Here is a 17,058-nt window from a genome sequence, read left to right on the forward strand (position 1 = left end):
CATGTTGGAACAGTATAAAGATCAGATTGAATCGGCTTTGGATACCATTCGGCCCTATCTGGAGGCAGATGGAGGGAATGTAAAGGTAATCGGGCTTACCAAAGATATGGTGTTGCAGTTAGAGTTGATAGGAGCATGTAGTTCCTGTCCCATGTCCACCATGACCTTCAAAGCAGGCGTAGAGGAAGCCATAAAAAAAGCCATTCCAGAGATCACAAAAGTGGAAGCGGTAAATGTTGAAGTCGCCTGATCGTATCGTTTCTATGGTAACTAAAATTAAAGCACTGATGCGGACCACTGTATCAGTGCTATTCTTTTTTCTGGGTTTTTCCATTTTTCTATTAGGGCAGGGCTTGGAACCGTTGGATTCACAGGTTGATATAGAACGTTGTGGAGCTGTTTTTATAGAGAAAAAGCAGGCTGACAAAATGGGATATTTTGGTTCCAGGGAATATTTTGAGGACTGGATCGATGATAAAAAGAAAGAAATTCAAGAACTAAATGCCGGTAGTCGGTTAATGCTCAATGAAATAAGGCAAATTCCAGTAGTCATTCATGTCATTCATCAGGGAGAGGCCATAGGTGAAGGCACGAATATCTCCGAGTTGCAGATACTGGATCAAATCCGTATAATCAACGAAGATTTTCAGCAACGTAACGCAGACTTTTCCAATACACCCACCGAATTCTTAAACGTAGCCTCTAGTCCAAATCTGGAGTTTGTATTGGCCAAACAACGACCTGACGGTCTTCCGACCAACGGTATTAACAGGGTACAGGGCCCAAAAAACGAGTATAGTTCAAGAGATGCCGCCCTGGTTGCGGATATGGTATCCTGGTCACCGGAAGAATACCTCAACATTTGGGTGCTTCCGTTGATTGATGTGCAATTAGGATATTCCAGTTTTCCGGTATCAGACGAGCTTGAGGGCTTGACCAATCCCCCAACTTTCAGAGATTTAGATGGCATTGGGGTAGATACCTATCACTTTGGAAGTATCGGGAATGTAGTTGAAAGTTCAGAAGGTAGGACGGCTACCCATGAATTGGGCCATTTTTTTGGATTAAGGCACATTTGGGGAGACGGCGGCTGTGAAGAAGATGATTTTGTGGAAGATACGCCGCTTCAGGATGGGTTTAATGCGGTTTGCTCTAACACCCCTAGGCAAACCTGTAATTCCCGGGATATGATTGAGAATTACATGGATTACACACCGGATAGGTGCATGAGTTTGTTCACCGAAGGACAGGTAGAACGAATGGATGTGGTGTTGGCCTTTAGTCCGCGAAGAAATTCCCTGCTTAGCAGCAGGGCACTTCAGGAGCCGGAGATGCCCGATCTGGATTTGGCCCTTGAAACCATTCTTTCCCCGGTAGGATTCAATTGCACGGAAGAAGTTCCTACACAGGTAAGAGTAAGGAATACGGGGATGAGTACCGTATCCAATGTCATGCTGGAATTGTCTCTGAATGGAGAAGTAAAAGCGAGTCAATCCTTTGAGGTGAATCTAGCCACTGATGAACATACTGACCTGACCTTTGACCCGGTGGTATTTCCCGGTTTGGAAAACAACCTGGAGCTATCCATTATGGAGGTAAATGGGAGTACGGATGGAAACCCATTTAACAATACCCTTCAAACGATAGCTAGCTTTGTCCGGGAAGAAATGTTACCCTATAATTATCCCGGGCACAGTTCTAATAATGGCTGGGATGTCCTAAACCCGGACAATGCCGTCACCTGGCAAGCCATAAGCCGAATGGTAGATGGGGTACCACAAGACCTGTTTTATGTCAACAGTTTTAATTACAATGGCAGTGGGGAACTGGATTATTTAATCAGTCCCAGATTTGACCTAACAGATATTCCCCGTCCCCAGCTTTCCTTTAATATGGCCTATGCTCCTTACAATAATCCCACCCTGCAGGAAAACCTGTTGGTGGCCATTTCAACGGATTGTGGCAATACATTTGATTTGTTAACTGCTCCCTATAACAAAACAGAGGAAAGTCTGGCTACCCAACCGCCAACATTAAACGAGTTTATACCGGATGCATCCGGGCAATTTAGAAAGGAGGTCATTAATTTATCTCCTTACGCGGGTAATCCGGATGTGCGAATAGCCTTTGTTTCCATAAATGGATTTGGAAATAATCTGTATATCAAAGATATTGAGGTGCAAGAAGAAGAGGTTTTTTCCTATGAGTTTGCATTGACAAGTTTAGAAAACCCACTTCCTATAATCAGCCAGGCTCCTGGAAGGGAACGGTTGCAGATACGGAACCAGGGTAATCTGGATATTGAACAATTTCGAGTGGTCCGAAAGACGAATCTCAGCTTCCGTGACACCTTGGTAGTAGAGGAGTCCCTGGTAGCAGGTACTTCTGCTATGGTTGTCATCGAAAACGAAAACCCGCTGCGTCCAGGCCTAAACCGATTGGATTACATACTGCGTGATCCAAATTTCGATCAAAATCAACCTCCGACGGATGAATTGAGTTATTACCTCTTTGCAGATAACACCCGGATTCCCAGCCCCTGGCGGGCAAATTTTGACAATGACACTGAATTTGATAACTGGGTGAGTTTAAATCCGGAGTCAAACCGCCCTGGATGGGATACGTACCCGGAAAGCAATGGGGAGAGTGACTTGTTGCTGGTAAGCCGAATGGAATCCGACAATTCCTACTGGCTGGCATCACCTGAATTTTCCCTGGAGGGAACCTCCCGGGCAAGTGTGTTTTTCAATTGGGCCGGACTGGGTTTTGACCCGGAATCGTTGGCTACCTTCTCGGTTTGGGTGAGTACCAATGGAGGGTATAGCGGAAACAGGTTATGGGAGGTGACAGGAGTTGAACTGGAAACGCTGGACGGACTTGCGGGCAGTTTGCCCGATTCAAAAGAGCAGTTTGAAGCAGGCTATATCAACCTGTCTTCCTATGCAGGAAGGGAAAACGTCCGGCTCTATTTCAAAGTGGAGGGGGTTACCAAACCGGAGGCGATCGTATACCTGGATGATATCGAATTGTTCTTGTCCGATAATCCGGATCCGGTGGATCCGGGAGCCAATGAGGTGCTTCTTTATCCCAATCCAGCCAACGACCTGTTTAATCTCGTATTTAAACTGGAAGAGTACGAAGATATCCGGATAGAAATATACAATACAACAGGACAAATGGCTTATAAGGAGGATTTCCCAAATACGCTTAACCAAACGTATTCCTTTAGTAAAGCTTTATTAAGTCCAGGCGTGTTTGTCATAAAAATCACGGGAGACCGTTGGTCAGAGGTCAAAAGATTGATCCTGCGTTAATACCAAAAGTTGCTATGACAGCGTTTTATCAGAAAATAACCAGTTTCATTCGGCATCTTCTAAAAATATAACCGTAATTTGCAGGTAAATAGGGAGTCGTTAGAGTGATATTTCAACATCGCAGAAGCATTAGGTTCAACCAACTATGAGTGAATTAAAAACAGGATTAAAGAAAGTAGGCATACACCTTTTGGCAATCATGGGGATTGCATTTGCGCTTTTGTTTGTTTTTTTTAAAATTTATTTGCCGGGATATACCCACCATGGGGAATCGGTGACGGTGCCCGATCTGGAGGGTTTTAATTACGAAGAAGTGAATTCCTACCTGGAAACCAGGGGCTTACTATTGGAAATTACTCCTGACAGTGGGTTTGTTGCCGAGGCGGATCCTTTGGAGGTTCTGAAGCAAAACCCGAAACCCGGTTCGAAGGTCAAGCAAGATCGAAAAATTTACGTAACGCTCAATGCCAAAAACGCTCCCATGGTCCGGATGCCGAACCTGGTGAATACACCGCTAAAAAATGCACAGGAAATCCTGGCTAATTATGGCTTGGTGAGAGGAGATATTGTGTATGTGCCGGATATAGGTCTGAATGCGGTATTGGAGCAAAAATACCGGGGAAGGGAAATCAAGGAAGGTTTTGAGATCCCCAAAGGCTCTCAAATTGATTTGGTCGTCGGAGATGGATTGGGAAATCAAATCGTGGGTATGCCCAATATCATTGGAATGGATGATGTGGAGGCCGAGTTCCTGATCCTCGGTACCGGTCTGAGTATGGGAACCATCAATTATGTAGAAACGGACACGGTCCCAAAAGGAACGGTAATAAAACAGTTGCCGCCTCCTGGCCTTGATATGAAAACCGGAGAGCGCGTAGACGTGTGGGTATCCAAACTATCCGATGAAATAAATTTTTAATGGCCCAAAGAGGAATAGTTGGCTTTTTTTGCTTCCTGCTGATTTGCTTTGCCCTTCAGAATGAATCCAGGGCTCAATTCCGCCAATTACCCGTATCCCTCAGGCAGGCCGAAAAAAAACCAGTTTCTTCTCAGTTAAGGGTGCAACAGGAAACGCCATCCCTACCGTTTTGGGATGATTTCTCTTCTGGTAAAATTTCAGAAAGCAAGTGGCTGTCTAAGGGGGCCATTCACTCGTATACCATAGGCAATAACCCCCCTTCAGTGGGGATGGTTTTCCTCGATGGAATGGATGATGCCGGTAACCCGTATTCCCGAAGCCGCTTGGAGAATGGGGAAGGCGACGAATTGCAATCCCTTCCACTAGACCTTTCCGGATTGGATGCCGAAGATCAAAACAGTGTGTTCATTAGTTTCTTCTGGCAGGCTGGGGGAAAAGGGGAGATGCCCGATTCCCAGGATGCCCTCATACTTTCTTTTTTGGACGGAGAAGGCAACTGGATTTCTGCCTGGACACAGGAAGGGGGGGAGGAGCTTGGCGCAGAAGGCTTTCAACAAGCTATTTTGCCGGTACCGCCTGAATTTCAGCATGCAAATTTTCAATTTAAGTTTACTCATTCAGGCAGGTTGTCGGGGCCCTTTGACACCTGGGTTTTGGATTACATATTGTTAAACAAGGGGCGGGAAGAGCAAGATTTGTTTACCAATGACCGTAGCCTTACCCGACTTCCCGGAAGTCCTTTTTCGCCTTATTATGCCATCCCGTATTTCGAATTTAATCCGGAATTGATTTCCGGAACCATACAAAATCAATTTAATAACCTGGGCAATCGCTTTCGGGCCATGGAATACACGGTGGAGCTAAGGGACCTGACTACCGGAAACTTGGTCGCAAGGCCGGACCAAAATACTCCGGTCAATCCGGTGGCTCAAGCAGGGGAAAGGAGAGATTTTTTCAGTACCCTTCCGGAAGACCTGGACCTGATCGCAGACAATGCTTTTGACCTGGAGGTATTTGTGCAATTACTGGCAGGGGATGATTTTTTGGTGGCATCCGTTGAGGGGCAGGATACCCTGTTTCATGAAGGGGTGGATTTTAGGATAAACGATACCATCAGTACAGTCATTCCTTTCAGGGATTATTATGCCTATGATAACGGCCATGCAGACTATGCAGCCGGCATCAACCAAAGAGGAGGCATGCTGGCCCTGGAGTACCAGGCGCTGAACCCGGGTTACCTGAGCGGAATCAGCATAAACTTTACCAATCTGGCCCAAAGAGGCAATGCTATTGAGTTGATGGTGTGGGATTCCTTAGAAAACGAACCGCTGTTGCGGGAAGAGGTGCTCATTCCAGAAGGTGACGGGTTGGCGTCCTTTGCCTACTTTCCCATTGATACCAATATTTTGGTGCAGGATACCTTTTATGTGGGATTTGCCCAATATTCTAATGAATACTTGTACGTAGGTCTGGATAAGAGTGGGGATACCGGCGAAAGAGTGTACTTCAATGTTCTGGGCTCCTGGCAGCAAAATGAGGAGGTCTCCGGAAACCTGATGATTCGCCCGCACCTAAGCCAAACGCCTGTGCAAGTCGAACCTGAAGAGATAGATTCGCAAGTTCGCATCTATCCAAATCCGGTGGAAGACCGATTGTTGATTAGTGGGCAGGTTAACGGCATTGAGGTCTTTGATTTTCAGGGACGCCTGATAAAAGTCCCTCAGGAAGGAGATAAAAATGGGAAAATGCTTAATTTTACGGGCATTCAGAAAGGAATGTATTTGATTAAATTCACTCAGGCTGGCCGCGCGGTCACCAAAAGAATAATCGTTAGATAGGCAATGGAAGATATAGAAGTAGACGAACTAAAAGAAAGACTGGACAAAAATGAAAAATTTATTTTCATCGATGTACGGGAAGTATACGAATACGAAGAAGATAACCTCGGAGCATGGCTTATCCCATTGGCCCAGTTGCCACACAAATTAACTGAATTGGAAGCCCATAAAGAAGAAGAAATTATCATCCACTGCCGTTCCGGCGCAAGAAGTGGTAATGCCAAGCAATTTCTGGAAAGTAAAGGCTTTCCGAAGGTCAGGAATGTGTTGGGTGGTATTCTGGCTTACCGGGAATTGGAAGAAGAGGACTGAAATTTCGTGAGGTCGCATTCTCTGGTAGCGCAGGGCTGCTACGCTACAACAAGGTCCAGAAACAAATCGCAAAGACAGAAACGTACCTAAAAATCCGACCGTTAGCGAAATCCCCTTTTTTAGAGGGGGCTGGAGGATTTTTTCGATGGCTCCTTTGTTTAATGCGCTTATTTATTGATAGTTACGTAGGTAAATCCCCCTTGCCCCTTATTAAGGGCGATTTGTTCACAATCCAATTAATGTGTACGATATTACGGCTGAATTGGAGAAGGTCAGCACTGCCCACAATGTACGGGAGCTGTCTGGAATTTACGTACCTAGAAATCCAACCGTTAGTGTAATCCCCCTTTTCTAAAGGGGGCAAGGGGGATTTTTTCAAGCATTTTAAATATATAACCATTACTCGATCATGAAAGGTTTGGGGATAAAGCAAAGGATAAAAATCACGATAGCTATCCATCCCAGGATTTTTCTGTTTTGGTCCAAAGGTCGGCCATCCGGTACTTCGGGATGATTAATTCCCAATACCCTACCAATTAGAAATGCAAATAACAGCCAGCCGGAATAACCTTGAATATCCGGATAAAAACTTACCAGGGTGTACTGAATCGCGGCCATTCCCAAAGCGATTATCCATTGGTTGGTATTCGAAATACCTGCTTTTCGAAAACATATGTAAAGAAAGCCGATGTAAAGGGGCAGGGCAAAAATCAGGTAATTCAGGTCCTCGTAGGGGCTGATGACCCCCAATCCGGCAAAAAACAAAAACAAGGTATAGGCCAGCAGCGACAGTTCCTTGTGACGCTTTGGCAAAATTCCAAATACAACGTGTCCGCCGTCCAGTTGCCCGATGGGAAGCAGGTTAAGGGCAGTAAAGAATAAGGCCAGGTAACCGGCGAACAAATAGGGATAATGAATGACCTCTGCCATTTCCGGCATTCGTTCCGGGTCGGCCAGTGTTTCCTTCATGATCCAGAAAAGCAGGTTATAGCCCAGTTGAATATCCATCACGTCTTCATCCGCCTCTTTATTATAGGTAGGGTCCGCATATTCCGGGTGAATTTCATAAATATAGGATGCTTCGGGAAGGGTGGTAAACCCATAGACAAGAACAGCTAATGCCACTACGAAGCCTGCCAAAGGACCGGCTACCCCTATATCAAAGAATTTTTTACGGGAGCCCACCTGGCTTTTCATCTGTATTACCGCTCCAAAGGTTCCGATGGAAGGTGCTCCAATAAATCCAAGCCATGCCGGTATAAAGAAGGGCAGGGAGGAGCGGACTTTATGGTAAATAGAGGTGAACAAATGCCCCATTTCGTGTACAAACAAAATGCCCAGGAACGGAACGGAAAATTGGAACGATAGGAGAAAATACTCCCAAGTGAGCGGCTTTTCATCAGAAAGAACGCTTCTGCCGTACAGCCATTCCCCGCCCGCAAGGGTGGTAGCAATTAAGGTCAAAAATAAAAGTAGTCCGTGCTTAAGGTAGTCCCTGTTACTGTACATCCTGAAAAAAATTGATAAGCGCTTTTGGGTGATTAATATGATGTGTTCTAATGCCAACCTTTTCGGCTCCCAAAAGGTTCTCTTTCAGATCATCAAAAAACAGGCACTGTTCGGGTTTGGCACCCAGCTTTTGAAGTACCGATTGGTAGATAGCTTCTCCGGGTTTGCGAAGTCCCATTTCATGACTTAAAAACAAGTGGTCAAACAAATGGGGCCAGGTATTTTCCGGGAGTTGATTTAGAAAGGCCTGTTCGACTACCTTAAAATGGATGGAATTGGTATTGCTGAGCATAAACAGGGGGTATTTTTGTTTGAGCCTCAGCAGCAGGTCCAGCCTTTCCTGGGGTATAGCCACCAGCAGGCTGTTCCAGGCCTCGTCTATCCAGGCATCTTCCCAATCGGTGGAGAAGTATTCCCGTACGCCATCTCTAAATCCGGCTTCATCTATCGCTCCGGTTTCCAGGTCCATATGGATGGGGGAGACCATAAACTCCTTGACCATGGCGTGCTTTTCGTTGGGCAGTTTGGCATACAACTTATCAAAAGTCCGTTGGTAATCAATATCATAGATGACGTTTCCCAGATCAAAGATCAAAAGTTGGATTTCCGGATGCTTTTTCATAGAGATTTAAGTTGTGAAATTAAAATCAAATATGTAACATTGCAGTCCCAAAAGCAAGGTAAAAAGGCCAAAATGGCGCTTTCAGGTTGGCTAAATGGTTTTGGGAAAAAGAAGCGGTAGTCCGTTTTAAGGTTTGGGCCTATAACTCAGTTGGTTAGAGTATCTGACTCATAATCAGAAAGTCCCTGGTTCGAGCCCAGGTGGGCCCACCAAAAGCCTCTTTACAGACCGTAGAGGGGCTTTTTTATTATATGTAACACCATATGTAACAGTATTGATTTTTAAGTTACCCATTTTCAACAAGGAAAGAAGGTGGTAATTATTTTCCGATAACAGTCTATTCAATTTTACCTTACGCTTGATAATCTTCCTTGAGGTATAGGGTCCATTTTTTGGGATACGATTCTAATTTGGAATACATCCGGTAGCATTAGGGCATCTATGCAACTATAGGACTAGGATGTTTACTCTAGCCTGAACGGCGTTTTTATATCAGAAAAAGTCTCATTTTGATGACCTTTAAAGAAATATTTAGTATTATTAATCCCTGATGGATAGGCAGGTTCGTGAGGGATGATCAACCGTATTTGGTTGTACAACCCTGATTCAATCAGGTTTATATCCGTGGTTTAGCGGTCAGACTAAAACAACACGCCATAGACACAATGACGACCTTCAAAAATAGAAACATATGAAGATAATAATTTTTTACTCATGGCAGACCGAAACTGATACGAAGTACAATAAAAATTTCATCTTGACATGTATTGAGAAAGCTGTAAAAGCTCTGAATAGAAAGCCGGAGTTTAAAGATGTAGAATTTATTATTCAAGAAGGTGTCAGGGGTGAACCTGGCTCACCCGGAGTTGCGTCAAAGATTAATGATGAAAGAATACCTAACTGTGACATCTTCATTGCAGATTTAACGGTCGTGAATCAAATAGGATGGCTTGCAAAATGGATACAAAAGAAATTTGACAACAAAGAGTTTCGGCCATCTCAAAACAATAATGTCATTAAAGAATATGGTGTAGCTTACAATGCTGTTGGAGTTGAAAAAATAATCGGGATTTTAAACAATACTTATGGCTCACCTAATGAAAACCCCAATAATATTCCTTTTGACCTGAGGCATTTAAGATTCCCTATTAGCTATCCTTATTCTTCCAAAACCAATAAAGAAAAATCCCAAAAGGAGTTGCTAGGCGGGTTAACTACTGCAATTAGGGATACAGCGATATTTGCACTTCAGCATCAAAAAAGCAAATACAGTCCTCTCATGAATTGGAGCGACTGGGAAAAGACTATTCCAATTACAGAAAAATTTATTCCTAATGCTAAAGCTGACGAAATAAAGAATGCAGTTAATCAAGTTTTGCCTGACCCAAAACTTTCATTGAGAGTTTTGGGGCTATCTGGTCTGGGAAAAACAAGAATGCTCTTTGAAGTGTTTCGTCCAATTAATGGTGATGACAACTCCATCATACTTTCCAGCCGAGTACTTTATATAAACTGCAATGACAATCCTAACACTGATTATCAAGCTATTTTTTCCAAATTAAACTTAAAAAATGAAGGACGCATTGTAATCTTAGACAATTGCTCTATCGAAACACATCGACTAGCTTTAGGATTTGCAAAACGAACAAATAATAAAATATCTTTCATCTCTTTAGATTCTAATCCAGAAGAAATAATCCACAACAAAATAAATGGCGTCAACTACTTGGTTATTAATAAAGATGACCAATCATCAGTTGTTGATGAGATTTTAAAACGTGATTTTGGCGGACTTGGTGATGAAAATATCAAAACCATAAAAGAGTTTTCTCAAGGCATTCCCTTAATGGCTGTTTTGCTTGGTGAAAGTGTAAAAAACGGTGAAAAGTTTATTGGAAAACTAGAAGACAAATTTTTGCTTGATAAGCTTCTTGGACCCAAAGGCCAAGAAGTTCGGAACAGAACCATACTAAAGGCTTGCTCTATCTTTAACTATTTTGGATTTACTAAAGAACTTGCTTCTCAAGTAGATTTTATATCGAAAAATAAACACATCACAAGCCTTAATGGAGACGATGTAGTAATATTAAATGAGTTTAATGAAGTTTGCGACCATTACTTAAAACGAGGTATTTTTGAGCGAAGAGGTAGATTTATTGGAATGAGACCATTCCCATTAGCCATGTCTCTTGCACAAGAATGGCTAGAACCATGCACACCTACAAGATTAGTTGAAGTAATTGCCTCCATTGCAAAATTAACCGAACCTGACCGTAAAAATTTATCCGAGGCTCTTTCAGAGCAAATGAAGTATTTAGGATATAATGATAAAGCAATAGAAATAGTTGACAGAATAATAGGTCCTGGAAGCCCTTTCGATAATGCGGAAGTTTTAAATACAGAGCTGGGTTCACGCCTCTTCCGCTCTTTTGTAGAAGTGAATCCCATTGCTGTTTCTCAAAATTTTAAACGTCAATTTTTTAATAAACCCACTGAGGAATTATTGAAAATAGAAGCCGGTAGAAGAAACATTGTTTGGACTTTTGAAAAGTTGTGTTTTGACAAAAGAACATTTTCTGATAGTGCTAAAGTTCTTTTACAATTAGCAATTGCAGAAAACGAAACATGGGCAAATAATGCCACAAGCCAGTTTCTTCATCTATTCAATATACATCTTTCTGGAACAGAAGCTGATTTGGGTGAACGGTGGAAAATAATTGAATGGTTGTTGAATAAAGGAGATAGAGCCTATTATGATTTTGCCATTAGAGCGATGAAGATAGGTTTGAATTTTGGACACGCAAGTAGAACGGGCGGGGCAGAACAACAAGGTAGCAGAAGGTTAGTTGACAACAATCCAACTTGGAAAGAAATAGATGAATATTGGAGAAACATTCTCAATAAACTACTTGAAATTATTAAATCAAATAATGAATATTCTGATTTAGCAAGTGAAGCTATTGCTAATAGCACAAGAACTATGTTTCATATAGGTATGGGGAAATTAATATTACCCTATTTGAAAGAAATTTCTGAATTTAAAAACAATGATTGGGATAGTGGTCTAAAAGGATTGAAGTTAGCAAGGAAATATGAAAATCATTTTATCCCTGAAAAACAACTTGAAGAAATAAATAGCTTAGTGGAGTTACTAACTAAGACTGATTTTTCAACTAAGTATTTAACATTATCAAGCTCTTATCATTTGGATAATGACGATACCTACTCAAGTGAAAAAGTAATTGAAGAAATGATCAAATTAGCTGACGAATTTATCGCTAACAATATTTCGTGGAAAGAAACCTTTCCTTCGTTCTATAAGAGTCAACAAGTTTTTTCCTATCATTTTGGTAAACGATTATCGGAATTGCTAAAAGATGACAAAACTAAAATCAATCGTTTTATATATTACTCTTTAGAAGTTATTACACAGATACCACAAGACGAAAGAAATTTCACAGTTCTTGGTGGTTTCATAGCCAATTCCAGTGAAGAGACAAAAAAAGAATTTTATTCAAGATTGTTTCAATCTTTTGAATTTAGCAGTCAATTATTTTACTTTTTGTCTATTGATAAAACGAGTAAAGAATACTTTGATTTATTATTTCAGTTAATTGACAAAAAAGATTATGATGTAAACAGTTTTTACGCTTTTACATACAGCAACGCTTTAACACAATTAACTTTTGAAGAATTAAATTCTTTCAGTGAAAAGCTATTTGCATACGGTGATGAGGGATATGCAGTTGTTTTTGATTTGTTTGCAGACCTTAGCTATGGTGACGAAGCAAAGAAAAAATTACTTACACCAATCTACAAAAAGTGTATTCTAAAATTAGGATTCAACCGAAGATTTAAACATCAATTAGATGACTACAAATGGACAGAAATCATTTCGTTTATAATATCTGACGAAAAAGAAGTTGAATTTGCAAAATTTATAAATAAATCAGTTATAGATTCTATGACTTGGGAAAACTCATATCACCTTGACCATTACATTCAACGAGTCTATGAAATTTTATTAAAAGTGCATTTCAGTTCAATTTGGTCTGACTTGTCAGATGCACTGCTTTCAAGCGAAGACGAATACATTACATTTTATGGACTGAAACATATTTTGGGTTCTCATATTGGTGGAGTTGGTAGAAGTGTTGGTGTTTTATTTGATGGCGAAATTGATGCTATTTTTAATTGGTGTGCAAACAATAAAGCGCTTGCCCCTTCCAGATTAGCTGAATTAACACCAATTTTTGCTAATAACAATACTGACTATACAAAATGGCATCCAATTGCACTTAGGCTTATAGATGAGTATGGTGACATAAATGAAGTTCTTAGTAATCTAAGTTCTAATATGGGGACATACTCTTGGACAGGTTCTGTTGTTCCTTTCCTTGAATCTAAAAAGGAGTTATTTAAGCAATTAACCAATCATAAAACAGAATTAGTAAGAGACTGGGCAACATCTTACATTGGCTTTCTTGACAAAGATATTGTAACAGAAAAAAATAGAGACGCAGAAAATTTCATTTGACTAACGTCATTGACAGAATGAATTCAATACGGAATACAAAAAAAGCCCGAACCGCTAACAGGCGTTTGGCTCAATAGCGGATGAAGTGGTTAATTGAACATTCTACCTCGCATCTACTTTTGTGGTGTATCGACAGTGTTATGCTCCGAAATCCGCCAGTGTGCCAATCGCCAAAACGTTGCCTGCAACTTAAATTCAAAACATAATGGACACTCAAAAATTGATTGACTATATTCCAGCTATTCTTATACTTGTTTCCGTCATGACTATTATTCTTGTAGTTCTGATGAAGTTTGGAAACAAAATTTTTAATAAAGATTACAAGGCAGATAGTGCGCTTATTTTTATCGCTTCATTTCTTTTCATAATTGTTCTTATTTCTCATTTATTCCGAGACCAGTCGTGGACAGCAGACACTTTGAAAGTTATCATCGGTGTTTTGATTGGTGCTGGTTCCTCAAAAGTGGCAAATTCAAAAGACAATGAGACTAAGGATAAAACAATGGAGTTTTCTGGAAATGAAATAAGAGACGGCATTGTTAATCAAGCACTTCGTGACATAAATCAAAAAATTGACCATTTCAATTCTGAATTAAGTCAATTTGAAAATGCAATTGTTAATCAAAGCAATAATTCAACAAAGCCAACAATCAAAAAACCAGAAAGATTTAGACTGGAAACGGAAGACCCATACTTTCTTTCACGTCTCAAAGAAATACAGGACACTCGTGATGACGATTGGGCGTGGCGCTGGATGGAAGAATGTATCAGATATCCGGAATTTCACAAACAGCTAACTGACAAAATTAAAGACTTAGAAGGCGACGGTTGGAAAATTGCTTCAATGAATTTTGACAATACAATGAAAGGGATTCACATAAATATGGAATTAGAAAAACCATTTGATTGAATGCTTGCTGCTTAACGACAAGCTACAGGCAATAGCACCTACCCGCAAGCAGAGGTATCGTGCTTCGTAGGACAGGAAAGTAAATTTAAAGTTCAGTTCTTCGTAGGGAGTTCAGTGGTTAAATTCCCCGACGTGTATAGCTGAGAACCGTGTATGAATTGAAGTCACAAAGCCTTGGAACAGTTTAGTGGCATGCTGATGTGCTGATGGGAGACCAACGCAAGTTGGGCAGGCCTCCTGAACACGCCCTTCCGGGGGAGTTTTCAAAACGTCCTATGCTGCTGCAAAGGAAATGATGTGGACTGATCAACTACTACCACAAATTTTGGTAGGCAGGCATGCGCCAGGTATAGAATGGCCAGAACTATAGTTTGCTAAAATGGGTCAAATGGGAGAAGGGTTTGTATAAATATGCGACAGTTCGCTGGCTCAAACGACAATACAAGGAAGCTCCCGGCTTATTTGAACATTTGAAACTGGTACAACCATGAGTATATTCAAAGCGACAAAGAACATGAAGAGCCGTGTGAGGTGAGAGTCTCACACACAGCCTGTCCCGATTTCGGGAGTTCCGTGGGAAGGTGAGGGTGAAATTCCCTTGCCTGACCCGATTATCTGCAAGGTTAGACAGAACCATCCCATGACAAACAAAAAGCCATATGACAACATTTTACAGTAGTACTACAAACCTAAACCATTGAAAATCAAAAGAAATTTCAAAAAAAAAGAATGCTACACCACAACTCTAACGAGATGTTTATATATAGCGTGATATGACAACTTTGGAAGACATATTAAAGAGCAAAGGCCCAATGATGTCAAGTGAACTTGCAAGCATTATTGAAACGAAATTGAAAATTCCGAAAAACTCAGCAAGTCAAAAGGTTGTTAGAGACAAATCGATTTTGAAAGTAAAAGGTTTTTTTAGTAGCGGACAATCTTTTTGTTACTTAGAGCAACACACAAAGGAGTTTGATTTCTTTGATCGACTAATGAAGTCAATGCTTGAAAATGGTAAAAAGTATTGGTTTTGTTTAAATGCAATAAAAGCAAGTGGTGGTTTGATTAGCCAAAACTATTTAGAGTGTTACACCAACTACCCAATATTGCCGTTAAAAAGTCATTTGCCATTTAAAAAAGTAATGCAAAAATTTGTCGAGAACGACATACTGATATTTAATAATGGATATTATTTTATTGCACCTAAGTTAAACCAGTCAGTTCTTAATTTCACCCAATACCAAACTATTGAATTAATAAAGGAAGACATTATTAATAATTTCAATTCATTAACAAAAAACATAGGGCTAATATCATACAAGACAGGTGAAAAATTTGCAGAGTATGGAAAATTTAAATGGGCTTTTAAAGGTGTTTGTCCAGTTTCAGGTTTAAAAGAAAATAACACATTTGGCTATCTTTTAGCAGACATTTTATTTGGACATCCCATTTATGAAAAAGATGTGCTGTTTTACCTAGAAAAATTAAAAACTATTCAAAGTTTTAAAAAGAGTTCAAGGCTATTGCCCTTTTTGATAGTGGACGACATAGATACAGACGCATTAAAATTATTAAAGAAAAATGGAATTATAGTTGGCTTTATTAGTGAACTTTTTGGCAACAAGTATGCAGAAACTTTGAAAGAGCTTGTAACTGTTTTGAATAATGCAGGAGCAAGTTTGAAAAAAGACCCCAACAAGTACTTGGACTTGATTATTGAACTTAAAAAATATAATCAAGGACTTGCAAATAATATTAAAGGAGCATTATTTGAGTTTGTTGTCGGGCATATTCATTCACTAGAAAATAATTGCAGTATAGAAATTGGGCGTGAAATTTTTGAAAATGGCAAACACGAAATTGATGTTTTTGCAACGAACAACCAGAAAATAATATTTGTAGAATGCAAAGCAACCAAAGGACAAATCACAATTGAGCAAGTCGACAAGTGGCTAGGATTAAAAATCCCTGCCTTCAAAAAATGGGCTTCTAAACAGGAAACTTGGAAAAACAAAGAACTAGAATTTGAATTTTGGTCTGTTAATGGTTTTGAGAAAAATGCCGAAGAGAAACTAAAACAAACATCAACCTCCGCAACTAAAATCAAAATCTCTTTTTTGGACGGTAAAAGTATAAGGGACAAAGCTTTAAAGCTGAAGAACAAGAAACTTAAAGAAGCAATTGATAACTTTTTCTTAAAAACAGAAGTATGAAAAAACCAGGAGATAACGGCACCTACCCAAAAGGCGGGGTTTCGTGCTTCAAAGACATATTTGTGCAAACCGAAAGTTCAGTTCTCCGAATGGAGTTTGGTGGTAAAAATCCCGCCCTTCGGGTAACTGCAAAAAGTTAAATGACCAGGAGTACCCTTATTTCAAGCTGAACAGTCCTAATGATAACCACCTGTATTAAGTAGCCTTCATTAATGTAAAAAAGGAGGGGCATTAATAATAGAAATGATAAGTCTTCTTCCTATTTTGCATCAGAGCAGACAATTGAGTTCTGTGAGATTCTGTCTAAAACTTTAAATGGTCAGATTAGACCATTTAAAATCATTCATGTCAGGTATAATGGAAGAACTTGGATGCATAAAAAGTTGGGCACTTAAATTTGCCGAATGGCTTAATCAAAAATTTGAAACTGTTGGTATATTAGCAATTAAATGAAGCCTATCATTAAGTTGATTTTTTCCAGAGAATGTAATTTTAAGAACAATAACTCTACCTTTTTGATTATTCAATTTGAGGGAATTCACTCATTTAATTCCTCCCTTTTAGTCAGATTAAAGAAAAATTAAAAAAATATGAGATTTTTGTTTTTTTATCCAGTGCCATTAATTAAATTAATGGGTTTAAATATTTGGGTAAATAATGGCTTCGTTAAATTGCAATTCCTGCAAATCTAAAGATATTACAAAGAAAATAATCGGTGACTACTTTTTTCACATTTGTAATAATTGCTTTGGTTTAATCTCCAACCACAAAGCTAACTTAGGTTATTTATGCTGTGACAAAAGCAATATTCAGTATGTTCTCTTTGCTAAGGAGAAGTCAAGTCACGTTGTAAAGCAATGCCTTTCCTGTGGTTTTAAACCAAG

At 40.0% G+C, this 17,058-nt stretch carries 11 protein-coding genes and 1 tRNA gene; 10 read left to right on the forward strand and 2 right to left on the reverse strand.

The features are described from left to right. Nucleotide 1: 1 nt before the first annotated feature. The 5 genes from GKS34_RS19400 (at nucleotide 2) to GKS34_RS19420 (ending at nucleotide 6,383) form a co-directional block, all read left to right on the forward strand. Entirely contained in the window at nucleotides 2-250 is a 249-nt protein-coding gene (locus tag GKS34_RS19400) for a NifU family protein (RefSeq protein WP_163386645.1), read from the forward strand. Then, complete coding sequence (locus GKS34_RS19405; protein ID WP_163386646.1) at nucleotides 234-3,314, forward strand: M43 family zinc metalloprotease; 3,081 nt, start codon at nucleotides 234-236, stop codon at nucleotides 3,312-3,314. The genes GKS34_RS19400 and GKS34_RS19405 overlap by 17 nt, the downstream gene beginning before the upstream one ends. A 145-nt stretch (nucleotides 3,315-3,459) precedes the next feature. Further along, a complete protein-coding gene (locus tag GKS34_RS19410; protein WP_163386647.1) occupies nucleotides 3,460-4,233 on the forward strand; it encodes a PASTA domain-containing protein in 774 nt (257 codons plus the stop codon). Next, nucleotides 4,233-6,071, forward strand: a complete 1,839-nt coding sequence (locus GKS34_RS19415) for a T9SS type A sorting domain-containing protein (RefSeq protein WP_163386648.1) — start codon at nucleotides 4,233-4,235, stop codon at nucleotides 6,069-6,071. Before GKS34_RS19410 ends, GKS34_RS19415 begins: the two co-directional genes overlap by 1 nt. Nucleotides 6,072-6,074: 3 nt before the next feature. Beyond that, a complete protein-coding gene (locus tag GKS34_RS19420) occupies nucleotides 6,075-6,383 on the forward strand; it encodes a rhodanese-like domain-containing protein (protein ID WP_163386649.1) in 309 nt (102 codons plus the stop codon). Nucleotides 6,384-6,782: 399 nt separating this feature from the next. On the opposite strand, the gene GKS34_RS19425 is transcribed toward GKS34_RS19420, so the two are convergent. Both GKS34_RS19425 and GKS34_RS19430 read right to left on the reverse strand, forming a co-directional pair. Beyond that, nucleotides 6,783-7,892 (reverse strand): site-2 protease family protein, encoded by a 1,110-nt coding sequence (locus GKS34_RS19425; RefSeq protein WP_163386650.1) that lies wholly within the window; start codon nucleotides 7,890-7,892, stop codon nucleotides 6,783-6,785. Beyond that, nucleotides 7,882-8,514, reverse strand: a complete 633-nt coding sequence (locus GKS34_RS19430) for an HAD family hydrolase (protein ID WP_163386651.1) — start codon at nucleotides 8,512-8,514, stop codon at nucleotides 7,882-7,884. Before GKS34_RS19430 ends, GKS34_RS19425 begins: the two co-directional genes overlap by 11 nt. 135 nt (nucleotides 8,515-8,649) lie before the next feature. On the opposite strand from GKS34_RS19430, the gene GKS34_RS19435 reads away from it, so the two are divergent. From GKS34_RS19435 to GKS34_RS19455, 5 genes are all read left to right on the forward strand, one after another. Then, nucleotides 8,650-8,726: transfer RNA gene (locus GKS34_RS19435), tRNA-Ile, on the forward strand. A 479-nt stretch (nucleotides 8,727-9,205) separates the two neighbouring features. Then, nucleotides 9,206-13,051 (forward strand): hypothetical protein, encoded by a 3,846-nt coding sequence (locus GKS34_RS19440; protein ID WP_163386652.1) that lies wholly within the window; start codon nucleotides 9,206-9,208, stop codon nucleotides 13,049-13,051. A gap of 205 nt (nucleotides 13,052-13,256) precedes the next feature. Then, a complete protein-coding gene (locus GKS34_RS19445; protein WP_163386653.1) occupies nucleotides 13,257-13,961 on the forward strand; it encodes a hypothetical protein in 705 nt (234 codons plus the stop codon). A gap of 773 nt (nucleotides 13,962-14,734) precedes the next feature. Next, nucleotides 14,735-16,174, forward strand: a complete 1,440-nt coding sequence (locus GKS34_RS19450) for a hypothetical protein (protein ID WP_163386654.1) — start codon at nucleotides 14,735-14,737, stop codon at nucleotides 16,172-16,174. Continuing rightward, nucleotides 16,171-16,314: a hypothetical protein gene (locus GKS34_RS19455; RefSeq protein ID WP_163386655.1), complete on the forward strand. Its 144-nt coding sequence runs from the start codon at nucleotides 16,171-16,173 to the stop codon at nucleotides 16,312-16,314. Before GKS34_RS19450 ends, GKS34_RS19455 begins: the two co-directional genes overlap by 4 nt. Nucleotides 16,315-17,058: the final 744 nt, after the last annotated feature.

Source organism: Cyclobacterium jeungdonense (genome assembly GCF_010994275.1).
GTDB lineage: Bacteria > Bacteroidota > Bacteroidia > Cytophagales > Cyclobacteriaceae > Cyclobacterium > Cyclobacterium jeungdonense.